General features: G+C 71.2%; 18 protein-coding genes and 1 pseudogene. 5 read left to right on the top strand and 14 right to left on the bottom strand.

Translation table 11 applies throughout. The features are described 5' to 3' along the window. Nucleotides 1-140: 140 nt before the first annotated feature. Nucleotides 141-1,115: a lytic polysaccharide monooxygenase auxiliary activity family 9 protein gene (locus AC067M_RS34655; protein ID WP_478700996.1), complete on the top strand. Its 975-nt coding sequence runs from the start codon at nucleotides 141-143 to the stop codon at nucleotides 1,113-1,115. A 64-nt stretch (nucleotides 1,116-1,179) separates the two neighbouring features. On the opposite strand, the gene AC067M_RS34650 is transcribed toward AC067M_RS34655, so the two are convergent. Continuing rightward, a complete protein-coding gene (locus AC067M_RS34650) occupies nucleotides 1,180-2,085 on the bottom strand; it encodes an esterase/lipase family protein (protein ID WP_478700995.1) in 906 nt (301 codons plus the stop codon). A 173-nt stretch (nucleotides 2,086-2,258) separates the two neighbouring features. After that, nucleotides 2,259-2,702, bottom strand: coding sequence for a MarR family winged helix-turn-helix transcriptional regulator (locus AC067M_RS34645; RefSeq protein ID WP_478700994.1), 444 nt, complete (start codon nucleotides 2,700-2,702; stop codon nucleotides 2,259-2,261). Between the two features lie 91 nt (nucleotides 2,703-2,793). Here AC067M_RS34645 and AC067M_RS34640 point away from each other — a divergent pair, with 91 nt between their 5' ends. Then, entirely contained in the window at nucleotides 2,794-3,168 is a 375-nt protein-coding gene (locus AC067M_RS34640) for a cupin domain-containing protein (RefSeq protein WP_478700993.1), read from the top strand. Here AC067M_RS34640 and AC067M_RS34635 read toward each other — a convergent pair. From AC067M_RS34635 to AC067M_RS34625, 3 genes are all read right to left on the bottom strand, one after another. After that, on the bottom strand, nucleotides 3,146-4,291 hold the full coding sequence (locus tag AC067M_RS34635) for an NADAR family protein (RefSeq protein WP_478700992.1): 1,146 nt from the start codon (nucleotides 4,289-4,291) through the stop codon (nucleotides 3,146-3,148). The two genes, AC067M_RS34640 and AC067M_RS34635, sit on opposite strands and share 23 nt — an antisense overlap. Nucleotides 4,292-4,425: 134 nt before the next feature. Beyond that, a complete protein-coding gene (locus AC067M_RS34630) occupies nucleotides 4,426-5,394 on the bottom strand; it encodes a DNA polymerase Y family protein (protein ID WP_478700991.1) in 969 nt (322 codons plus the stop codon). After that, nucleotides 5,391-8,825, bottom strand: a complete 3,435-nt coding sequence (locus AC067M_RS34625) for a DNA polymerase III subunit alpha (RefSeq protein ID WP_478701050.1) — start codon at nucleotides 8,823-8,825, stop codon at nucleotides 5,391-5,393. Before AC067M_RS34625 ends, AC067M_RS34630 begins: the two co-directional genes overlap by 4 nt. A gap of 153 nt (nucleotides 8,826-8,978) precedes the next feature. On the opposite strand from AC067M_RS34625, the gene AC067M_RS34620 reads away from it, so the two are divergent. Then, entirely contained in the window at nucleotides 8,979-10,016 is a 1,038-nt protein-coding gene (locus AC067M_RS34620) for an ABC-2 transporter permease (RefSeq protein ID WP_478700990.1), read from the top strand. Nucleotides 10,017-10,065: 49 nt separating this feature from the next. On the opposite strand, the gene AC067M_RS34615 is transcribed toward AC067M_RS34620, so the two are convergent. The 8 genes and pseudogenes from AC067M_RS34615 to AC067M_RS34580 all read right to left on the bottom strand — a co-directional run bounded on the left by AC067M_RS34615 (nucleotide 10,066) and on the right by AC067M_RS34580 (nucleotide 18,995). Then, nucleotides 10,066-11,148, bottom strand: a complete 1,083-nt coding sequence (locus AC067M_RS34615) for a S1 family peptidase (protein ID WP_478700989.1) — start codon at nucleotides 11,146-11,148, stop codon at nucleotides 10,066-10,068. 244 nt (nucleotides 11,149-11,392) lie between these two features. Continuing rightward, nucleotides 11,393-11,650 (bottom strand): annotated as a pseudogene (locus AC067M_RS34610) (slipin family protein); the annotation flags it as partial. Nucleotides 11,651-11,786: 136 nt separating this feature from the next. Beyond that, entirely contained in the window at nucleotides 11,787-12,692 is a 906-nt protein-coding gene (locus tag AC067M_RS34605; RefSeq protein ID WP_478700988.1) for a S1 family peptidase, read from the bottom strand. 421 nt (nucleotides 12,693-13,113) lie between these two features. Beyond that, nucleotides 13,114-14,421 (bottom strand): NtaA/DmoA family FMN-dependent monooxygenase, encoded by a 1,308-nt coding sequence (locus AC067M_RS34600; RefSeq protein ID WP_478700987.1) that lies wholly within the window; start codon nucleotides 14,419-14,421, stop codon nucleotides 13,114-13,116. Next, nucleotides 14,418-15,497 carry an LLM class flavin-dependent oxidoreductase gene (locus tag AC067M_RS34595; RefSeq protein ID WP_478700986.1) on the bottom strand — a complete coding sequence of 360 codons (1,080 nt, stop codon included), beginning with the start codon at nucleotides 15,495-15,497 and terminating at the stop codon, nucleotides 14,418-14,420. Before AC067M_RS34595 ends, AC067M_RS34600 begins: the two co-directional genes overlap by 4 nt. Nucleotides 15,498-15,582: 85 nt before the next feature. Then, a complete protein-coding gene (locus AC067M_RS34590; RefSeq protein ID WP_478700985.1) occupies nucleotides 15,583-16,344 on the bottom strand; it encodes an amino acid ABC transporter ATP-binding protein in 762 nt (253 codons plus the stop codon). A 45-nt stretch (nucleotides 16,345-16,389) separates the two neighbouring features. After that, on the bottom strand, nucleotides 16,390-18,144 hold the full coding sequence (locus AC067M_RS34585; protein WP_478700984.1) for an FAD/NAD(P)-binding protein: 1,755 nt from the start codon (nucleotides 18,142-18,144) through the stop codon (nucleotides 16,390-16,392). Then, nucleotides 18,141-18,995: an amino acid ABC transporter permease gene (locus AC067M_RS34580; protein WP_478700983.1), complete on the bottom strand. Its 855-nt coding sequence runs from the start codon at nucleotides 18,993-18,995 to the stop codon at nucleotides 18,141-18,143. The genes AC067M_RS34585 and AC067M_RS34580 overlap by 4 nt, the downstream gene beginning before the upstream one ends. 445 nt (nucleotides 18,996-19,440) lie before the next feature. Here AC067M_RS34580 and AC067M_RS34575 point away from each other — a divergent pair, with 445 nt between their 5' ends. Beyond that, the gene (locus tag AC067M_RS34575; RefSeq protein WP_478700982.1) at nucleotides 19,441-20,391 is read left to right on the top strand and encodes an ABC transporter substrate-binding protein; all 951 of its coding nucleotides are present in this window, start codon (nucleotides 19,441-19,443) and stop codon (nucleotides 20,389-20,391) included. 49 nt (nucleotides 20,392-20,440) lie between these two features. Here AC067M_RS34575 and AC067M_RS34570 read toward each other — a convergent pair whose 3' ends face one another. After that, complete coding sequence (locus AC067M_RS34570) at nucleotides 20,441-21,670, bottom strand: DUF5685 family protein (protein WP_478700981.1); 1,230 nt, start codon at nucleotides 21,668-21,670, stop codon at nucleotides 20,441-20,443. A 310-nt stretch (nucleotides 21,671-21,980) separates the two neighbouring features. Between AC067M_RS34570 and AC067M_RS34565 the strand changes: the two genes are divergently transcribed. Beyond that, nucleotides 21,981-22,418 carry a cell division protein SepF gene (locus AC067M_RS34565; protein ID WP_478700980.1) on the top strand — a complete coding sequence of 146 codons (438 nt, stop codon included), beginning with the start codon at nucleotides 21,981-21,983 and terminating at the stop codon, nucleotides 22,416-22,418. The last annotated feature ends 142 nt before the right edge of the window (nucleotides 22,419-22,560 follow it).

Here is a 22,560-nt window from a genome sequence, read left to right as displayed (position 1 = left end):
CCTACCTGAGGGCAGCCTGAGCCCTCCCTTAACGCGACCATAAGGATCTCCACCACCCGCCCTCAGCAGGCGATTTCGCGGCTCCCCGAGGCTAGTTTCGTCTCGCCCCTCCCGTATCGAAGCCGTCGAGGAGTCCCCGCATGCCCGCATCCCGCAAGGTCGCCGCTGTCGCCGTGCTCGGTGCCGTCCCGCTCGCGCTCGGTGTGTCGGCTGCCTGGCCGGCGTCCGCGCACGGGTCGATGGGGGAGCCGGTGAGCCGGATCGCACAGTGTTACGGGGAAGGACCGGAGAGCCCGAGGTCGGACGCGTGCAGGACGGCGGTCGCGGCCGGTGGGACGCAGGCGCTCTACGACTGGAACGGCGTGCGGATCGGCGACGCGGGCGGGCGGCACCGGGCGCTGATACCGGACGGCACGCTGTGCAGCGCGAACAACGCCGAGTTCAAGGGGCTCGACCTGGCCCGCGCGGACTGGCCCGCGACCGGCGTGCGCAAGGGCTCGTACACCTTCAAGTACCGCGTGACCGCCCCGCACAAGGGCACCTTCAAGGTGTACGTCACCAAGGCCGGGTACGACCCGACGAAGCCGCCGGCCTGGGACGACCTGGACCTGACGCACCCCGTGGCGACGGCCACCGACCCGGTCGCGTCGGGCGGCTTCTACACGTTCTCCGGCACGCTTCCCGAGCGCTCCGGCCGGCACCTGCTGTACGCGATCTGGCAGCGCTCGGACAGCCCGGAGGCGTTCTACTCCTGCTCCGACGTGACCTTCGGCGGAACCGGTCCCGCGGGCGGCTCCGCACCGGCCCCCTCCATCCCTTCCGCACCTTCCGCTTCCGCTCCCTCCGACGAGCAGATCGAGGCAGGCGCCGACAAGTCATCGACCGGGCACGGCGGTCACGGCGACGACGACACCCGTACGTCGGCGAAGCCCACGGCGACGGCCGCGGCGAACGCCCCCTCGGCGGCCGGCGCCGCCCACCTCGCCGAGACCGGTGGCGACGGCAGCACCCCGTACCTCGCCGTCGGCGGTGCGGCCGCGCTGGCGCTCGGCTCGGCGGCGCTGTTCGCGTCGGTGCGCCGACGCGCGGCAAGCGGCGGTCGGCGCGGTCGCTGAACGGACTCCGGGGCCTGACCGGCGGCTCAGGCCGGTCAGGCCCCGGCGATACACCGCCCGTCGGTCAGCCGACCGCCGACCCGCAGGTGGTGGGGGTGGCGTGTGCCGGATCGAGCGCGTTGGCCACCTCGTGGAAGGCGATCCGGTCGGTCAGGCCGATCAGCGCGTGCTCGGACAGGTCGAGCGGGCACAGGTCCTGGATCAGGACGTTCTTCACGCCGGGCCCACTCAGGAACTGTGTCCGGTACGGGGTGACCACCTCGTCGTACTTGGTGGCGATGACCGTGTAGTGGACGCCGGGCACGGTGTCGCCGCCCGCGTTGAGCCGGGTCATGAAGTCGGACCCGACGATCTGCTGGGCGAGCGCGGGCGTGGCGGCGGTGAGCAGGTCCTCGGCGCCGGGGAAGTACGGCAGCAGCTTGGTGAGGCCGGACAGGGTGGTGCCGTGGTTGTTGGGGGCGATGCCGACGAGGGCGTTCACCTTGGCGGCTCCGCCGAGGAACTTGAGGTAGTAGCGGGGCATCATGCCGCCCTGCGAGTGCCCTACGAGGTCGGCCTTGGCGGTGCCGGTGGCGGCGAGCACCTTGTCGACGAAGGCGGACAGCTGCTCGGCCGACTTGTCCATCGGGCCGAGGGCGTGGAAGAACGGCACGCCCGGCAACTGGCCGTAGTCGAGGGAGAAGACGCAGTAGCCCCGGTGCTCCAGGTACGGCGCGAGGGCCAGCCAGTTGTCGACGGAGTTGGCGAGGGTGCCGTGGACGAGGACGACGGGGCGGGGGTGCGCGGCGGACGGCTTGCAGGAGTAGTCGTTCCAGCCTCCCGCGCTCTCGGCGTCGCTCGAGCGGGGGGACCCCCAGCTGGGAGCGGCGGCCGCGTTGGCTGCGGTGGCGGTGGAGGGGACGGTGACGGCGGCGGCGGCGGTCAGCAGCAGCACGGCCAGGGATCTGAGCGCTCGTTTCCAGGGCAGCATCGGGTGATCTCCTTGCGGCTCAAGGGAGTGCGACGGCTCTACGCCCTGTGATCCGGATCACGAGGATGCTGTTCTCTCGTCAAGTTACGGACGAGTAGCTGACGGGGGAAGTTACGTGTCGGTAAAAACTTCCAGCGATAGGCAGGGACACGCCCGAGGCGCCTGACGAGCCATCACCAGGCGGGCCGGATGGGCCCGTGGGGCGCGATGCGCAGCAAATGCTCGCGCAACACCCGCACTTGCCCCTCCCCCAGCAGCTCGACCCACCCCCGCACCGCCTCGGCGGCCGCCTCCTCCGCCGCTCGCGTGCAGGCCCAGCCGCGTTCGGTCAGCACGATCAGCCGCGCCCGCGCGTCACCGGGATGCGGCCGCCGCTCCACGTACCCCTTGCGCACGAGTTCGTCCACGAGCTGACTGGCGGCCTGCTTGGTGACTCCGAGATGGGCGGCGACGTCGGTGACCGTCGCGCCGCCGGGGGCCAGCCGCGCGAAGACGAATCCGTACGCGGGCCGCCCCTCGAATCCACGGGCTTCGACACCGTCGTGAATGCGTTGCGTGAGCTCACCGGCGGTGGCGAGCAGGGCGGCGGTCAGGGCCAGGGCCTCGGAGTTCTGCACGACTGCATTGAAACACCCTTGACCGATTGGTCAAGCACCTGGACCATGTAGTCAAGTTACTTGACTACATGGTCCAGGGAGGCCCTCACACATGCCCGTCATCCGCGCGACCGACGCCGTGACCTTCGAGATCCACGGCGCCCGCTTCGTCTCGTACGCCAATCCCCTCCTCGGCAGCAAAGAACTGTGCGCCTGGCGGGGCGAGATCCCCCCGGGGACGAAGGCCCCCGTGCACACCGTCAACCGGGAGGAGATCTTCCATCTGCTCGTCGGTGAACTGGTCCTCACGCTCGACGGCCGCGCGGAGCGGATCAGGGCCGGCGACACGGTCATCGTCAACCCGGGAACGGCCCTAGGCGTCGAGAACCCGACCGATCACACGGCGCTGTCCTGGGTCACCACGTCCATCGGCCTGGAGGCGGAACTGGCCGACGGAACGCGGATCACTCCCCCGTGGGCCAACTGACCCTGTCGGCAAGGAGTTCGGCGCGGATCAGCTCCAGGAGCCGGCCTGTCCAGTTGCGGCCGCGGTCATCACGGGTGTCCCTCCAGTACGGGGACTCCTCGTAGCCGGTGTAGCTGAGTCTCGCGTCCCCGGTGGCGAGGAGGATCTCCGCGAGCCCGGGGTGCTGGGTGAACTTGGCGCGCAGCAGGCCGGCCATGACGGCGAGGCGTACGTCCGGCCAGTCGTCCCTGCGTGCGGCCCGGCCGCCCCTTTCCTGGGCCTCGTCGGCGCTCGGGGCGTCACGGACGGCGGTGCGGTCGGCCTCGTCGGCCGTGGACAGGGCCCAGTAGCCGTGCAGGACGGAGGGGTAGGTGTCGCCGGCGTAGCGGACGGGGGCGGGGAAGTCGTTGCGCAGGGCGGACAGGCCGGGGTCGGCGGGGCGGCCGTTCGGGAAGCAGGTCTGGTGCAGGACGACGGCCGGGCGTCCCGGCGCCGTCGGCTCGTCCGCGTGCCGTACGGCCCGCTGTTCCCGCTCGTGCGCGACGGCCTCGTCCCCGCGCCGGAAGTAGTCCAGCGCTTCCCTGTGCATCTCGGCCGTCACCACGGGCCCGTCGCCGTCGGCCTGTTCGCCGATCTCGGTGAGCAGGACGCGCAGGGGGCGGTCCTGGAGGTCCATGTCGCCGAGGCAGTAGACACGTCGGTGCGGCGGAATGGCCAGGTAGGCGTCCCGGAGCAGGGCCCGGTTGCCCTCGGTGGGCGCCTGCTGGAAGCTGCGGATCAGCTCCCAGCAGCGCTCGTCGGTTCTCGGGCAGCCCGCCAACTCCTCGATCACGTCCGCGACTTCGAGAAGGAAGCCCTCCGGGGTCAGCGGTTCCGGGTAGCGGGCGCTCCACTTGTTCTCGGGTGCCTCATGGGGAGGCGCCCCCGGGTCCGTGACCGCGATCCGGCCCGACTCCAGCATCCGCTCCAGGCCGGCCAGGTCCGTCGGCCGCCCGCAGGTGATCGTTCCGTCGGCGAAGACAAACAGGTCCTCGACGGAGTACGACGTGTCGGACAACAGCTCGTGCCGCCGCCAGACATGGCACCACCTGCCGTCGATCTTCTCCCCGTCCACCGTCCGATACGTCGGCCCCCGCCATGTCATGGTGTGACCCTATGCCATACGAGGCCGGCTTCCCCGGGGCCCAGGACGTGTTGTCCCGCAGCGTTTGACGCGGCTGATCGGGGGCTGGCCGCCGAGTGCGGTGGGGCAGCGGTGGTGGTGCAGGCCCCAGCACCTCACGCCGCCAACGCCCCCGGCTTCACCGCCCCCGGCCCGAACCTCGCTCGCGCGCGGTCCGCGGCCTCCTCGAGGCGGCGGAGCTTGTCGTCGGTGGGGTCGAAGGTGAGCTGGTGGGTGGCCTGTTCGGCGGGGGCGAGGCCCTCCGCGCGCAGGGCGATCGCGCGGACGCGGGCGCGCTGGAGGCCGAGGGCCTCGTACATGCCGTACGCCGTCCTGGTCAGCGCGGCGGAGTGCGCGGTCGCTTCCTTGAGGGTGCGGCTGCGGGTGGTGGAGGAGCGGTCGGCGTAGCGCACGGTGAGGGTGAGGGTGCGGCAGACCTTCTCCACGGCGCGCAGCCGACTGCCCAGTTCCTCGGCGGCGGAGAGCAGCGCGCGGCGATGCCGGTCGGGGTCCAACTCGTCGCGAGAGAAGGTGCGTTCAGCGGCGAGGGAGCGGGAGACGGCGTTCGGGACGACCCGGCCGCGGTCGATGCCGTTCGCCTTCTCGTGCAGCTCGCGGCCGGTCTTCGCGCCGACCAGGCGCTGGAGCGTGGACAGGGGCGCGGCGGCGACCCGGCCGAGGGTGTCGAGGCCGTAGTCGCCCAGTGTGCGGGCGGTCGTGGTGCCGACTCCGGGCAGCGCGGCGACGGGCTTCTCGGCGAGGAACTCCGCCACGGCGTCCTCGGGGACCGCGTACGTCGTCCCGGGCCGGGCGTCGTGCAGCGCCATGCGGGCCAGCATCGGGCCGGGCCCCGCGCCGATCAGGCAGTCGACCCCGTACAGCGCGAGGGATCGCACCCGGATCATGGACGCCAGCTCGACGGCGTCGCGTCCGAAGTACCGTTCGGCGCCGCGCAGATCGGCCAGCGCCCCGTCCGGCGGCAACGCCTGGACGACGGGCGTGAAGTCCTCCAGGAGCCCGAGCAGTCTGGGCAGGGCGGCCTCGTACATCGGAGGCAGCTGGAAACGTACGCAGAGGATGGTCATCCCGCACTCCCCGGACTCTGGTGCCACATCTTCCGTACCTTCGCGGGCTCGTCGCCCGCCGGGCACAGATCGGCCCAGGGGTGCATCTCGTACCCCGTGGACATACGAATCGTTCGAGCCGCCGCCGGGCCGCCGTCCCCGGCCCCCTCCGGGACGGGCTCCGCCAGCCGTGCCGCCACCTCGTCGAGCCCGCCCTCGACGCGCAGTTGGACCAGTTCGGCGAGGTTCCAGGCGGCGGACCCCACCACGCTGAGGCTGCGCGGGCCCCGGCGCTGCACCACTCCGCGCACCAGCAGCAGCCAGGAGTGGAAGACGGTGTGGGCGCAGGCGTCGTGGGAGTCGTCGAAGAAGGCGAGGTCGACCAGGCCGGTGCCGTCGTCCAGGGTGGTGAAGATGACCCGCTTGCCGGAGCGGATCGGCGGGGTCTGGGTGGCCGCCTTGGCGCCCGCGACCAGCACCGTCTCCCCGTGCCTGGCCTCGCGCAGCCGCCGCGCCGAGACCACGCCCAGCTCGTCGAGGAAGCCGCGGTGGTCGTCCATCAGGTTGCGGGAGGCGTCCATGGACAGCACGCCCAGCTCGGCGCTGAGCCGCTCGGCGGACGACAGGTCCGGCAGCCCGGCGGGAGCCGTCTTCCGCCCGTCGGCCAGCGGGAGTTGGCCCCCGCCGCTGCCCGCGCCCCGGGCGCCCCGGTGCAGTTCGGTCAGGTGCAGTTGCAGGTCACGCCGATTGGCGCCGAACGCGTCCAACGCGCCCACCTGGGCCAGCCTTTGAGCGATCGGACGACTGGGCCGCGCCCGCTGCCAGAAGTCGAGCAGCGAGGCGTACGGCTGTCCGTCGGCGATCCGCGCGGCCTCGGCCTCGCTGATGCCGTGCACGTCGGAGAGGGCCAACCGGAGCCCCCACACCTCCGATTCAGACACCAGTTCGATACGGTGGGCGACGCCCGACTCGTTCACGTCCAACGGCAGGATCGGCACTCCGCGCCGCCGCGCGTCCGCCAGCAGCAGCCGCTTCGGATACATCCCGGGGTCGTGCGTGAGCAGGCCCGCGTAGAAGGCGGCCGGGTGATGCGCCTTCAGCCACGCCGACTGGTACGTCGGTACGGCGAAGGCGACCGCGTGCGCCTTGCAGAAGCCGTAGCTGCCGAAGGCCTCGACGATCTCCCAGGTCCGCTGAATCGTTTCTGCGCTATATCCGTTCGCCGCCGCCCGCTGCGCGAACCACACCTTGATGCGCCCCTGCGATTCCGGGTCGGAAAGACCGCGCCGCACCCGGTCCGCCTCGCCGCGTCCGCAGCCGGTCATGATGGCGACGATGTCGATGATCTGCTCGTGGAAGACGACGACCCCGTACGTCCCCTTCAGCGGCTCCCGCAGATCGGGGTGCGGGTACCGGACGGGCGCCCGCCCGTGCCGTGCCTCGATGAACGGCCGCACCATGTCGGCGGCGACCGGGCCCGGCCGGAAGAGGGAGATGTCGACGACCAGATCGTGGAAGGTGGCCGGCTGGAGCCGTCCCACCAGGTCGCGCTGGCCCGGCGACTCGATCTGGAAGCAGCCCAGCGTCTCGGTGGAACGGATGAGTCGGTACGTCGCCGGGTCGCCCTCCGCGACCGAGTCCAGGTCGATCCGCTCGCCCGTCGCCCGCTCGACCTCCGCGACCGCGTGCGCCATCGCCGACTGCATCCGCACCCCGAGCACGTCCAGCTTGAGCAGCCCGAGGTCCTCCACGTCGTCCTTGTCGAACTGCGACATGGGCAGGCCCTCGCCGCTGGTCGGCATGACCGGCGTACGGGCGAGGAGCGAGGCGTCGGAGAGCAGGACCCCGCAGGGGTGCATGGCGACCCCGCGCGGGAGGGCGTCGAGGGCTTCGACCAGCTCCCACAACCGGCCGTATCTCTCCTTCTCCTCCGCCAGTCCCTTGAGTTCGGGCAGCTCCTCCAGCGCCGCGCGGGCGTCGCGGGCGCGGATGTGCGGGAAGGCCTTGGCGATGCGGTCGATGTCGGCCGGGTCCAGGGACAGGGCCGCGCCGACGTCCCGGATCGCGTGGCGCACCCGGTACGTCTCCGGCATCGCGACCGTCGCGACCCGCTCGGTGCCGAACCGGTCGATGATCGCGCGGTAGACCTCCAGGCGCCGCGCGGACTCCACGTCGATGTCGATGTCGGGCAGGACCACCCGCTCCTTGGACAGGAAGCGCTCCATCAGCAGCCCGTGCTCGATCGGGTCGGCGTGCGCGATGCCGAGGAGGTGGTTGACGAGGGAGCCCGCGCCGGAGCCGCGCGCGGCGACCCGGATGCCCATCCCCCTCACGTCGTCCACGACCTGAGCGACCGTCAGGAAGTAGGAGGCGAAGCCGTGGTGGGCGATGATGTCCAGCTCCTGGTGCATCCGCTCCCAGTACTCACGGCGCCCGTCGTAGCCGCGCAGCACCATCCCGGCCGCGACCCGCGAGGCCAGCGCGCGCTGGGCGGTGCGGTGGCCGGCGCCGACGAGGTGCGGCTCGGGGAAGTGGACGGTGCCGATGCCCAGGTCGTCCTCGGGGTCGACCAGACACGCGGCGGCCGTCGCCCGGGTCTGCTCCAGCAGGCGGTGGGCGGTGTCACGCCGGTAGCCCGCGGCCTCGACGACCCGCTCGGCCACATGCAGCATGGCGCCCGCGTCCTTCAGCCAGGCCTCACCGGAGTCCAGCCCCTTGGTGGGGTCGACCGGAACCAGCCGGCGGGCGGCGTCCAGGACGTCGGCGACCGGGCCGAGGCCGGGGTCGGCGTACCGGGCGGCGTTGCTGAGCACGGGCCGGATCCGCTGCTCGGCGGCGAAGCCGACGGTGCGGGCGGCCAGGCGCAGGGAGCCGGGTCCCGTGCCCTCGCGGCCGTGCCAGACGGCCTCCAGGCGCAGGGCGTCGCCGTAGACCTCTCGCCAGGGGGCGAGCAGCTTCACCGCGCGGTCCGGGCGCCCGGCGGCCAGGGCCCGGCCCACCTCGGAGTCGGGGCCGAGCAGGACGGTCAGGCCGTCCGCCGCGTTGTCCGCCCAGGGCAGCAGGGGTGTGGTCTCACTCGTGTGCGCCGCCGTGACGATCCGGCACAGGTCGGCCCAGCCGCGAGCGCCGTCCCGGGCGAGGAAGGTGGCCCGGGGTGTCGACTCGTCGATGAAGGCACCGCCCCGCACGGGGGTGCGACGCCTTTCCCGTCGTACGTCACCTTCCTGGCGTACGGGCCCGGCGACCGCCAGGTCCACTCCGAACAGCGGCCGTACGCCCGCCTTCGCGCAGGCCTTGGCGAAGCGGACCGTGCCGGCGAGGGTGTCGCGGTCGGTGAGGGCGAGGGCGTCCATGCCCCGCTCGGAGGCGCGTTCGGCGAGGCGCTCCGGGTGCGAGGCCCCGTACCGCAGGGAGAACCCGGAGACGGTGTGCAGATGCGTGAATCCCGGCACACGCACCTCCCGTACCCTGAGTCCCGCCGGACTCTCGAACATCAGTTCCCTACTCCCTCACCCCCACCATACCCCCATCCCCGAACATCTGTACGACATCCGTTCGAGCGCTCCCCACCTGCGCAAACGCCCGTCCACCAGGACCGTGGGGGCATGACGCAGACCGCCGGTGCCGGTACGCCCCGTACGTCCTTTCTGGACGAGGTGAAGGACGCCGTCACCCCGCGGGCCACGCTGCTGGTCCTCGGCGTGGTCGCGCTCAGCCTGCTGTTCATCGCCTCCTACGTGGGGGCGCTGCACGACCCGAAGCCCAAGGACGTGCCCTTCGGAGTGGTCGCGCCCCGGGCCGCCGCCCAGCAGGCGGTGGCCCGGCTGGAGCAGTTGCCCGGCGAACCGCTGGACCCACGCGCGGTGGCCGACGCGGCGACGGCCCGCCGGCAGATCCGGGACCGGGAGATCGACGGCGCCCTGATCGTCGACCTGGCCGGCACCACCGACACCCTTCTGGTCGCCACCGGCGGGGGCAGGGTCCTGGCCGCCACCGTGGAGACGCTCACCACCGGGCTGGAGAAGGTCCAGGGACGCACGGTGCGGACCATCGACGTGGCCCCGGCGGACAAGCACGACGCCAACGGGCTGTCGTCCTTCTATGTGACCGTCGGCTGCTGCGTGGGCGGCTATCTGTGCGCGTCGATCATGACGATCAGCTCGGGCTCCGCGCGCACCACCCCGAAGCGGGCGGTGATCCGGCTACTCGCCCTGGTCCTCGTCGGCATCGTCGGCGGACTCGGCGGCGCGCTGATCGTCGGGCCGATCCTGGGTGCCCTGCCCGGCTCCTTCGCGGCCTTCTGGGGGCTCGGCGCGCTGATCGTCTTCGCGGTCGGCGCCGCCACCCTCGCGCTCCAGGGGCTCTTCGGGCTCGCCGGCATCGGGCTGGTCATCCTGCTCGTGGTGATCCTGGGCAACCCGAGCACGGGCGGCGCCCTCCCGCCTCCGCTGCTCCCGCCGTTCTGGAGGGACATCGGCCCCGCGCTGCCGCCGGGCGCGGGAACGTGGTCGGCCCGCTCGATCGCCTACTTCGAGGGCAACGACATGACCACCTCGCTGCTGGTGCTGTCGGCGTGGGCGGTGGGCGGCGTGGTGGTCACGCTGCCGGCGGCGGTGCTGCGCGACCGACGGCGGACAGCCTGAAGTCCCGCCCCTCGCGCGCGGGACGGGACTTCAACCGTGGGGGGAAAGGTCAGCCGATCTTCGTACCCGTCGCCGACAGCGCCTCCGTCACCGGCTGGAAGAACGTCTCCCCGCCGGAGGTGCAGTCGCCGCTGCCGCCCGAGGTGAGGCCGATGGCGTTGCTGCCCGAGAAGAGGGAGCCACCGCTGTCACCGGGCTCGGCGCAGACGTCGGTCTGGATGAGGCCGTTGACGATGTCACCATTGCCGTAGTTCACGGTGGCGTCCAGACCGGTGACCTTGCCCGAGTGCACCTGGGTCGTGGAGCCGCTGCGCGTGACCGACTGGCCGACGGTGGCCGCGGCCGCGCCCGTGATCTGCTGCGCGGAGCCGTTGTAGAGGTTGACCTCGCTCGGGTGGTCCACGCCGGCGGCGTACTTGACGAGGCCGTAGTCGTTGTCCGGGAAGCTGGAGTCCTCGTTCGTGCCGACCTGCTTCCCGGAGGAGTCCGTCCAGGTGGAGATGGCCTCGGTGCAGTGACCGGCGGTCAGGAAGTAGGGCTCGCCGCCCTTGACCACGTTGAAGCCGAGCGAGCAGCGCCCGCCCGAGCCGTTGATGGCGTCGCCGCCGGCGACGAAGGGCTTGAACTCCCCCTTCGTGCGCTGGACCTCGGCGACGGAGCCGAGACCGTCGACGACCTTGGTGAGCTTGGTCCACTCGGCGTCGGAGACGGTGCGGTCGGCGGTGACGACGACCTTGTTGGTCGTCGGGTCGGTCACCCAGGAGGTGCCGGGGATGGTCGCGTCGGCCTTGAGCGTCGTACGGGCGCTCTTCAGCTGGGCGAGGGAGTGCTCGACGACTCTGGCCTTGGCGCCGGCCGCCTCGACGGTCTTGGCGGCGGCCTCGTCGAGCACGTTCACCACGAGCGCCTTGGTCTTTGCGTCGTAGTACGTTCCCGCCGCGTCGGTGCCGAGGTCCTCACCGAGCGCGGAGGCGAGCTTTCCGGCCGCCGCGATCGACAGGGTCTGAGGTGCGGCGGCCTTTACGGGCTCACTGGCGTTCGCAGTCTGGAAGGTGACTCCCGCGGCGACCAGTGCGGTGATGCCCGCTCCTGCCACGGCTATACGGCGCCTGGATATGCGTCGGTGCTTCAACTCGCGTCCTCCTGTGGGGGGTCGGCCCGGGGGATTGTGGGGATCTCCCGGACCGGAAGGCTCATTGACGAGCGCCTACTCTTCCGAACCCCCCAGGGAGCACACAAGGGTGACTTCAGGACGCGCGTAGAACGGCAGTTGTGCGCCCCCTTCGTCTTGACTGTCCACGGTCACACCAGGGGTCTTCACATTGCAAACACTACGTGTGGGTAACTCTTCACAGGCCGCCCAGGATCCGGGAGGACTAGTCCTGTCTTGAAATCACCCCTCCGGAATCCTGTGACAACAGAGGTTCGACGGGCACACGTTGCTCCCGCACCGGTTGCTGCCCCACCGGCTGCACCGGTTGCGGCGCCACCGGCCGCACCGATTGCTGCGCCTCCTCCAGGAACCGCAGCAACTCCACCGGGAACGGCGGCACCAGCGTCGAGTTCTTCTCGACGGCCACCGCCACCACCGTCTGCAGCAGGCGCAGTTGCAGCGCGGCGGGCTGCTCCGGCATTGCCCCGGACCGCTTCACGGTCTCGGGCAGAGAAGAGGGAGCCCCCGCACGACGGTTGTCGTGCGGGGGCTCCCGTCCGCTGTCGGCTGCTGCGTGGGCCGTGCGGAATCCGGTGTGACCGGTGGTGCGGACCGGCCTAGAAGACGCTGACGCCGTAGGCGTTCAGGGCCTCCACCACGGGCTGGAAGAAGGTCGTGCCGCCGGAGCTGCAGTTGCCGCTGCCGCCGGAGGTGAGGCCGTAGGCGACACCGTTGGTGCCGTACAGCGAACCGCCGGAGTCGCCGGGCTCGGCGCAGACGGTGGTCTGGATCATGCCGTAGACGATGTCACCACCGCCATAGTTGACGGTCGCGTTCAGGGCGGTGACGCGGCCGCTGTGGATGCCGGTCGTCGAGCCGTCACGGGTGACCGTGGTGCCCACGCTGGGCGTGCCCGCGCTGGTGATGTCCGTGTTGCCGGCGGTGCCCGACTTCGTGACCGAAGAGTTGGTGTAACGGACGAGGCCGTAGTCGTTCGTCGGGAAGCTGGAGCCCGCCGTGGTGCCGAGCGTGGTGGTGTGACCCGAGTTGGACCACCAGGTGCCCGCGCCGTCGGTGCAGTGACCGGCGGTCAGGAAGTAGTAGTTCCCTGACCTGTCACGCACGTTGAAGCCGAGCGAGCAGCGCCAGCTACTCGCATAGATGGCGTCGCCGCCCGCGATGTACTTCTGGAACTTGCCCGGGGCGCGCTTGATGGTGAGGGCGTCGGCGTTGGTGCCGGCCTGCTCCTTGATCTTGGCGATCTCGGCCTGGGAGACCGTGCTGTCGGCGGTGACGACGACGCGGTTGGTCTTGGCGTCGACCGCCCAAGCGGTACCGGGGACATCCGCCTTGAGCACCGAGGCGCTGGCGCTCTTGAGCTGGGTGGTGCTGAAGGTGGCTGCTTCGTTCGCGCTCGCGTGGGGGATCGCGATCGCGGCGGCGGCCACGAGTCCGGTGGAGACGGCGATCAGCCGGGTCCGTCTCGTGATGCCGCTGGTGGGGGTGGTGCGCTTGATCCTCACGTTTCGTTCCCTCCCAGGGGAAGTCGGGGGCCCCGCGTGGGGTGGGGGCCCGTGAGGCGCAGTCGAGGGAAACGGCCGTCCGGATTCCGGACGCGCCGTGCCCCTGACAAGCGCTGGTGGGAGTATTCGGCCGAACGGACGGTCGACACAAGAGCGCCTTTCGGCCGTCACCGGTTCCACAAAGTGCGGTACTTGGCCAGTTAGCGCCGATCTGTGACCGGATTCCGCCCTCGCTCTCCTCGCTCGCGGTGTTGAGCCGGTTGCCGGGCGGCGGTCATGGCCACCGTGGCGAAGGGTCACATTCCGGGCGGCCGCTCCTTCGCGCGGACGGCCGTCGGCGGGGAGCCGGGCATCACGGCGTCCCCGTCCGCCACCCCTGTCCCGTGGATGTCCGGAAGTCGCCCCTCCGGATGATCCTCCGTCAGCCTTTCCACACCGGGTCGGGAAGCCCGAGGTGTGAACGCAGCGTGGTCCCCGCGTACTCCGTGCGGAACGCGCCGCGTTCCTGGAGCAGCGGCACGACCCGGTCCACGAACTCGTCGAGACCGCCGGGCGTGAGGTGCGGGACGAGGATGAAGCCGTCGGCGGCGTCGTGCCGTACGAACGAGTGGATTTCGGCCGCGACCGCCTCCGGGGTACCGATGAAGGACTGCCGGCCGCTCGCCTCGATCACCGTCTCCCGGATGGACAACCCCTTCTCCTTCGACAGCGCCCGCCACTTCTCGGCGATCGCGACAGTGTCACCGCGCCGGGTGCGTCCCTGGGTGATCGACGAGTCGGCCACCGGGTCGATCTCGGGGAGCGGCCCGTCGGGGTCGTACGAGGACAGGTCGACGCCCCAGATCTGCTCCAGCGCGAGTATCGCGTTCTGCGGCGAGACCTGTTGCCGTCGGATCCCGGCCGCCCTCTCCTGCGCCTCGGCGGCGTTGTCACCGAGGACGACGGTGACCCCGGGCATGATCTTCAGGTCGTCGGGCGTACGGCCGTACTTCTCCAGGCGCCTCTTCACGTCGGCGTAGAAGGCCCGCCCCTCCGCCGGCCCACCGTGCCTGGTGAAGATCACGTCCGCCGTGGAGGCGGCGAACTCCCGCCCCTCGTCGGAGTCCCCGGCCTGGATCACCACCGGGTAGCCCTGCGGGGAGCGCGGCACGGTGAACTCGCCCGCGATGTCGAAGTGCTGTCCCCTGTGCGCGAACGGCCGGGGCACCCCGCCCGGAGTCCAGGAGTCCCACAACTCCCGTGCGGTCGCGACGAACTCGGCCGCCCGCGTGTACCGGTCGGCGCGGTCGAGGAAGCCGCCGCGCCGGAAGTTCTCCCCGGTGAAGGCGTCGGAGGAGGTCACCACGTTCCAGGCCGCCCGGCCCCCGCTGAGGTGGTCCAGCGTGGCGAACCTGCGGGCGGTCTCGTACGGCTCGTTGAAGGTGGCGTTGACCGTGGCGGCGAGGCCGAGCCGCTCGGTGACGGCGGCGAGCGCGTTCAGCACGGTGATCGACTCGGGCCTGCCGACCACGTCCAGGTCGTGGATGCGGCCCTTGTGCTCGCGCAGCCGCAGCCCCTCGGCGAGGAAGAAGAAGTCGAACAAGCCGCGCTCGGCGGTCCGCGCGAGATGCTCGAAGGAGGAGAACTCGATCTGCGACCTCGAGCCGGCGTCGGCCCAGACGGTGGTGTTGTTGACGCCGGGGAAGTGCGCGGCGAGATGGATCTGCTTACGCGGTGCTGCGGTTGTCATGAGGCTCCCCCTGCCACGGCGTACTGGTTGACGGGCTTGGCGAGGCCCAGGTGCTCCCGGAGCGTGCTGCCCGGGTAGAAGGTGCGGAACAGGCCGCGGTGCTGGAGCAGCGCCACGGTGCCGTTGACCAGCCGCTCCAGGTCGCGGCGGGGCTCGACGGGCCTGAGGTGGAAGCCGTCGGCGGTGCCGTCCGTGTGCCAGGTGGCGATCAGTTCCGCGAGGTCGACGGGTCCGCCCCGGTACAGCGGTCCCCGCGCGGTCTGCCGGGGTCCGCCCCCGCCGTGGCCGGGCTCGGCCGCGTGTTCGCCGTCGCCGAGGTCCACGAGGAGGCTCACCAGGACCCGCAGGGTGTCCGGGTCCCGACCGAACTCGGAGGCGAGGCCCCGCAGTTGGTCTCGTACAGCCGAGGCCTGCGCGGAACTCGCCGCGCGGACGAGGGCGACGTCGGCGTACCGGGCCGCGGTCCGCCGGGCGTGTCCCTCGGTGGCGTCGACGACCCGCACCGGGTGGCCCTGCGGGGGCCGGGGAACGATCGAGGGGCCCTTGACGGAGAAGGCCGAGCCGGTGAAGTCGACGTAGTGCAGCTTGTCCCGGTCGATGAAGCGGCCGGTCGTCACGTCCCGTATCTCGGCCTCGTCCTCCCAGCTGTCCCACAACCGCGCGGCCACGTCGGCGACTTCACCGGCCTCCTGCCACAGCGCGTCGGCGGGCGCCGCGTGCCGGCGGCCGAAGAGGCGGGCCTCGCCCTCGGTGGCCGACACGTCGATCCGCCAACCTGCCCGGCCCCGGCTGACCCAGTCGAGGGTCGCGACGGCCGCCTGGACGTGGAAGGGCTCGGTGTGCGTGGTGGTGACGGTCGGGACGAGACCGACGCGGTGCGTGGCGGGCGCCACCCGGGACAGCACGGCGAGCGCGTCGGGCCCGGGGCGGGCGAAGGAGTCGTCCAGCGTCACGAAGTCGAGGCCGCCGCGCTCGGCGAGCCGCGCCGCCTCGACGTGGGGGCCGGCGTCGAAGGCGGTCGGCTGATCGACGGCGGCGGCCAGGTGCAGCAGGCCCCGGCCGTTCGGTGCGGTCATGTGGCGAAACCTTTCAACGGTGAACCATTCAGAGAGCCTTGGGCGTTCAGAGGGCCTTGGACCTTCAGAGGACCTTCAGAGGACTTCAGAGGACCTTGGAGAGGAACGCCCGCGTGCGCGCCTCCCGCGGAGCGTCCAGTACCTCGCCCGGCGCGCCCCGCTCGACGATCCGCCCGTCGTCCATGAACACGACCGTGTCGGCGACCTCGCGTGCGAACCCGATCTCATGGGTGACGACGATCATCGTGGTGCCCTGCCGGGCCAGGTCCTTGATGACGTCGAGAACCTCACCGACCAGCTCGGGGTCGAGCGCCGAAGTCGGCTCGTCGAACAGCAGCAGCTTCGGTTCGAGGGCGAGCGCCCGCGCGATGGCGACCCTCTGCTGCTGCCCGCCGGACAGCTGCCGGGGATAGACGTCCGCCTTGTCTGCCAGCCCCACCCTGGCCAGCAGCCGGCGTGCGCCGTCCACCGCCTCAGCGCGTGGCCGCCTCAGCGCGGACACCGGTGCCTCGATGACGTTGTCCAGCACGGTGAGGTGCGGGAACAGGTTGAAGTTCTGGAAGACGAAGCCGATCCGCGTGCGTTGCCTCAGCACCTCGCGCTCGCGCAGCTCGTGCAGCTTGTCCCCGGAGCGCCGGTAGCCGACCAGGGCACCGTCCACGCTGATCGCGCCCCGGTCCACCTTCTCCAGGTGGTTGATGGTGCGCAGCAGCGTGGACTTGCCGGAGCCGGAGGGCCCGAGGATCACGGTGACCTCGCCGGCGCGGACCTCGAGGTCGATGCCCTTGAGCACCTCCAGCGGACCGAAGCTCTTGTGGACGGACCTGATGTCGACCATGACGCTCATCGCGTGAAATCCCTTGGTGAAGTGGCGTGGGGGACCCGAGTTGGCTTACGCGGCGACGCGACAGGCCAGGTCCCGCAGGAACGCCAGCGCGGCGCGCGCGGTGGCGTCGTTCTGCCGGAACGCGGGGCCTCCGGTGCGCGGCCGGGTGAAGGCGCCGGGGGTACGGCCGTCGGTGTAGGGGCCGAGCGCGAAGCGCCGGGGGTGCGGCCGCCCGGACTTGTCGAGGATCCGCCCGTCCGCGGGGTCCACGCGCAGCAGTCCTTCCGGCGTCTCTGCGGCTCCGTCGGCGTGCAGTCGGCGCAGCAGCGGGTCGCGGACGCGGCCGATCGTGGGCTCGGGCAGCCGCGCCTCGACCAGCGCCCGCGCCTCGACGAAGGAGCCGGGCACGGTGGCGCTCGACGCCCGGAAGACCCCGCCCCGCGTGGTGACGGTCATGTCGGCGCCGACGAACTTCAGCAGGCCCGCCCGGGACAGCGCGAGCATCTGCCGCAGCCGGGGCCCGGGCGGTCCGGAGGCGAGGTAGCTGAAGAAGCCGTGCCACCAGGGGCCCACGTCACCGAGCCGGATCAACTGCCCGTAGACGGACAGCAGTCCGAAGAACACCGACTGGTCGGCGCTGTGCGCGGGGTCGTGCCGACGGCTCAGGTCGTCCTCGATGTAACCGCGCAGCCCCTCCTGGAACTCCTCGTGCGTCGCGTACCGCACCCCGTCCAGCGGACGGTCGAGCGCGGCGAGGTCCAGCCGGTCGGCGGTGTCGGGCACGGCGGCGGCGACAAGTACCCGCCGCTCGACGGCGTCCGCGGTCGCGTACTTCCCCTCGAAGTCGACCCAGTCCATGGCGGTCCGCTCGGGGTGCGCCGTGAACAGCCGGTGGTAGTGCGCGAACCCCAGTTCCTTCTCCACCAGCGGCCACACGTCCCGCCGGAAGTCGAAGCCCTCCGGCCGGGCGAGCAGCCCGTCGACCTCGGCGGGCCCGAAGAACCGTGGCAGCGGGGGCCGTTCACCGCTGAGGTCGTAGCCGATCTTCGAGTGGTACGGCACGCCGCGCCGCGACCCGACATGGAGGACCGGCTCGCGCCCCGAGGGAACGTAGGTGTCGCCGTCGTAGCGCCCGCCCCGCCCCTCGAAGAGCAGCACCATCAGGTCGACGAAGGCGAGCCCGAAGCCGCGGACCAGGACGGGCTCCCCGGCCTCGATCGCGGACAGGTCGCTGTCGGCGGTGAAGTCCGGTGGGAGGTGGACCAGGTCGTGGGTGCGCGCATACGAAGCCAACTCACGTTGTTCGTCGTCGAGTTCGGCGTCGAGGTGGCCGATCGCGAGGACGACGAGGTCGGCCGGGAGCGGACGCGGACGCCCCTCCAACCACACCTGCTGCCGGCCCTCGCGGGGCCCGCTGACGCGCAGGGCGCGCCGGGGGTGGTGGTGGACGGTGACGCCCTCGGGCAGCGCCGCCACTGCCTGCTCGTGGACCCAGCGCAGATACGCGCCCTGCGTCTGTCGGTCGGCGAAGACACGTCCGTCGATGCCGGCCCACTCGTGCAGCGAGGGGCCCTCGCGCACGGGTCCGGCCATGCCCACCGTCTCGTCGGTGAACATGGTGGTGTCCTCGGCGTGCGAGTTCATCCACAGCAGCGGCGACTGGGCCGCGCGCCAGATCCGTCCGGCGCCCGGCGGATAGGGGTCGACGAGATGGATGTCGAGGCCCGAACCGGCGTACAGCTCTGGCGCATTGGCGCCGATCCGCTCGATCAGACCGGTCCCCCGCGGACCGGCCCCGACGATCACGAGCGAGCGCCTCATCGGGTGGGCTCCGAACCGCGCGCGTAGTGCCGCTCGACGTAGTACTGGCCGACGCCGAGAACGGAGGTGACGACGGTGTACCAGATCGTGGCGACCATCAGCAGCGGGATGACCTGGTAGGTCCGGTGGTAGATCAGCTGCACGGAGAAGAGCAGGTCGCTCACGGCGATGACGCTGACGATGGAGGTGCCCTTGAGGGTGCCGATCAGCATGTTCGCGGCGGGCGGCACGATCGAGCGCATGGCCTGCGGCAGCACGATCCGCCACCAGCGGCGCCACCGGCTCAGACCGAGCGCCTGCGCGGCCTCGATCTGACCGCGGTCCACGGAGAGGATGCCGCCGCGGACGACCTCGGCGGCGTAGGCGGCCTCGTGCAGCGTCAGGCCGATGATCGCGACGGTCACCGGGCCGAGCAGGTCGACCGTCTTCACGCCGAGGATCTGTGGATACAGCGCCCCGATGTTGAACCACAGCAGCAGCTGGACCAGGATCGGGATCGAGCGGAACAGCCACACGTACCCCCAACTCACCGCGCGCAGGACGGGGTTGGTGGACAGCCGGGCCGCCGCGAGCAGCGTGCCGAGGGCGAAGCCGAGGACCATGACGACGGCGGTCAGCCAGAGGGTGAGCCACAGCCCGCGCAGCACCGAATCGGTGGTGAAGTAGTCGGCGACGACATCCCACTGGAACGCCTCGTTGCGCACGACGGAGTTGACGGCGAGCCCGAGCAGGACGAGGACGGCGACGGCGGCGGTCCACTGGCCGTAACGGCGCCGGGGAACGATCAGCAGGGTGTCCGCGGGCTCCGGCAGGACGGGAGCGGCGCCTTTGGCGAGGGTGTCGGAGGACATGTGAAGGCTCCGTGACGGGTGGGGGCCCCTCCCGCTCGAGCGAAGCCGAGAGTGGGGGACAGTCGAACACGGTGACGCCTTCACACGGTCGCGCCCGGGGGCGCGGTGCGGCCGAGCCCCTCAGCAGGGCCGCTCGTCGACTGTACGGCGGCGTTTCCCCTCGCTGTCAAGGCTGTCCACAGTGTGAGCCGTACGTCTCAGGTCAGTTGACGCGGAACCGGGGACCTGTTCCACTTGGCCCATGCATCCACAGCAGTGGCTGGTCACGCGCTCCCACATCGACTTCGGTCGTGTGTGGTCCTCTTCCTGTTGAGCCTGTCGAACTGACCCCCTGCATGCTCCCGCCCACCGGCGGGCGCCTCGCGTTCTCCGCTTCGCCTTCACGCGCGCACCCTCCCCTCATTCAGCGCTCTCTCACCCTCCGCTCTTCAGGAGACCCTCCACCATGCCTCGCGCGCCCAAGCATGCCCTTTTTGCATCTTTTGCCCTGATTACTTCGGCCACTCTGCTCCTCACCGCGTGCGGATCCGGCTCGAACGACGCGGCCGGCGGCGGCACCGCGCAGGCCGCGGCCGCAGCGGACGGGATTCCCACCACGGATGTCGTCTCCGGTATCCAGAAGGACAAGGCGGCCGCCGAGCTGCTGCCCGCCGGCACCACGAAGCTCACGGTCGCGGTCAGCGTCGGCGGCACCCCGCCCGGCACCGGCTACCTCGACGACGGCAAGACCCTCACGGGCCAGGACGTCGACTTCACCAAGGCGGTCGCCAAGGTGCTCGGCATCAAGCTCAAGACGGAGCAGGCCGGTTTTGAGGCGATCCTGCCGGCGCTCGACAGCGGCAAGTACGACTTCGGCGCCAGCAACTTCGGCGTCACCGACGAGCGTCGAAAGACCATCGACTTCGTCACCTACATCAACGACGGCCAGGGCTTCGCCACCCGCAAGGACAGCAAGCTGACCAAGGTCACCGACCTGACCCAGCTGTGCGGCCTGAACGTCGCGACCGGCGCGGGCACCACCTTCGAGGCCACGCTGGAGGACAACAAGCACGTCTGCACGGACGCCGGCAAGAAGGCGTACCAGGTGCAGACGTACAACGAGCAGGGCGCCATCTGGTCCTCGATCCAGCAGGGCCGCAGCGATGTCGTGATGTCCACGATCAACGGTTTGCGTTACGCCGTCGCCCACCAGTCCGGCCTGAAGTTCCTCAACGAGTACCACCGCTTGGACGTCGGCTTCGCCTTCAAGAAGGGCACGAAGCTGGCCCCGGCCTTCCAGGCGGCGGTGAACAGGCTGATCGCGGACGGGACGTACGACAAGATCCTGAAGAAGTGGGGCACGACGGGTTCGGCGATCGACAAGTCGCAGGTCTCTCCGCCGGAGCTGAACAGCTGAGAGCTGAAGAGCTGAGAAGCACCTCGGGGGCCTGGCCCTTGACGTCGGGTCAGCAGCCGTCGCAGGGGCAGCAGCAGTCGCAGCAGTCACAGTCGCAGTCGCGACAGCAGCCCTCCCGCTTCTTCCGCGACCATGGCCCCTCGTACTCCTTGGCGCAGCACAGTTTGCAGGTGCAGCACAGCAGCCAGAACATCCCGCAGCCCGCCCAGAACCCACGCCGGCCCTTCGGCGGCTCGGGCGCGGGCCCGCCACCGAAACCACCGAACCCGCCGCCGTCGTGGGAGCCCCCACCGCTGCCGTACGGGTTTCCGCCACCGTAGGGGTTCCCGCCGCCGTACGGCTGCTGCGGTGGGCCGTAAGGGCCCTGCTGCGGCGGCTGTCCGTAGGAGCCGGGCTGGTGGGAGGAGCACATCGGGACGGTGCCGAAGGCCCGGTCCACCGAGCGGCGCAGCTCGTGGACGAGCAGCAGGTGCGCGAGCTTCGCGTCCGCGAAGGCGACCTCGCGCAGCGCGAGCCGGATCCCGTGCAGGGCGTCGTCGGCGAGCCGCCGGGCCTCGGCGCGCGAGGTGCCGGTCGCGGTGAGCGGGTTCCACGCGCCCGACTCGGCGTCGGCCGCCTGGTCCTCCACGGCGTCCAGGAGATGCGCGAGCCGACCGAAGAGGCGCCCGGCCTCGGCGAGCGGTTCGGCGTTGTGCGGGCGTCCGGCGAGGACGGCGGTGTGCGCGAAGGCCGCGGCGGTCGCGGTCTCGGTCGGTTCGGTGACGGTCAGGATCGGCGTCCCGAGCCCGGCGAGCGTCTCGATGCCGACCTGCCGGTCGACGGCGTCGACGAGGAGGGCGGTGTCGAACCCGACGGCGGACCCGCTCCGGGCGCCCGCACGTCCCCAGCTCCGCGCGACCCTGCGGGCGGCGACCGCGACCGGCCGGCGTGCCAGCAGCCCGTCGCCGTCGGCGACATGGTCGCGCACCTTGGCGGAGGCGAGCACCAGGGAGACGGCGGCCGCGAGCCGCGCCCCCTCACCGTGGGCGACGGACGCGGTACGCATCCCGCGCAACGCGCACGGTCCGGCCGTACGCCGCCACCCGGTGTCACCGTCGGCGCGGTCGGCCTGAGCCTCCGTCAAAACGGATATCAGCAACCCGTCGTAGTTGGTCACGATCCGGGCGAGCTGCCCGTGGTCGGAGCGAAGAGCGAGACACAGGCCGCACAGGTGCGCCATCCACTGGGCTTTGAGCCCCTCGCCGAGACGGTGGGTGCAGGGCCTGACCATTCCGAACACGACGATCCCCCGTGGCTCGTACGACGTTTGGATTCGCATCGTATCGGCCAGTTGTCATGTCGCGGTGGCCGCCCGGTTCACCCGTACGCCGCGCCCATCACCCGTACGCCAGGAGAAATCATATTTCACTCACAGTCAGCAGCTGTGTACGACAGGAGCCTTGGGGCATACGGACTCTCGACGGATCGCCTGTGCACCAGTACCGTCACAAACCCCCCGCGCGGCGTCTATCCACTTGGCGCGCCGTCCGCATCATGGATGACCATAGGGATGCGGAAAGCAAGAAAGACCGCTGTGAGAGGAGGCGTCCATGGGATCGGTGCGCAAGGCGAGTGCCTGGCTTGGCCTCGTCGACGACAACGATGACGAGCGTTACTACGACGACGACTACTCCGAGGGGACCGACTCCGGGGACGCCTGGGTCACCGACCCCCGGGTGAAGGTCGCCACGGACACGGCCGAGGAAAAGGGCCGTCGGATCGGCACGGTCACCCCGGACAGCTTCCGGGACGCTCGTGCGATCGGCGAGATGTTCCGCGAGGGCGTTCCCGTGATCATGAACCTCACGGCCATGGATGCCGGCGACGCCAAGCGTGTCGTCGACTTCGCGGCCGGGCTGATCTTCGGCCTGCGCGGCTCGATCGAGCGCGTGTCCACCCGGGTGTTCCTGCTGACCCCCGCCGACACGGAGATCGTCAACGGGGAGTCGGCTCCGCACCGGACGGACGGCTTCTTCAACCAGAGCTGAGGCAGGGCCGCTCACCGGCCCTGCCCCCTCCGGGGGTCGGCAGCAGGCGTCAGTGGAGACGTCGAGTTCGGTGAGCGCCTTGCCCAGCACGAGCCGGTGCGTCTCGACGGCGGAGTCGGCCGCCGACGGCGAGTACGCCCCA

The organism is Streptomyces sp. NPDC043427 (genome assembly GCF_056436655.1).
This window is presented reverse-complemented; position numbering and strand designations above follow the sequence as displayed.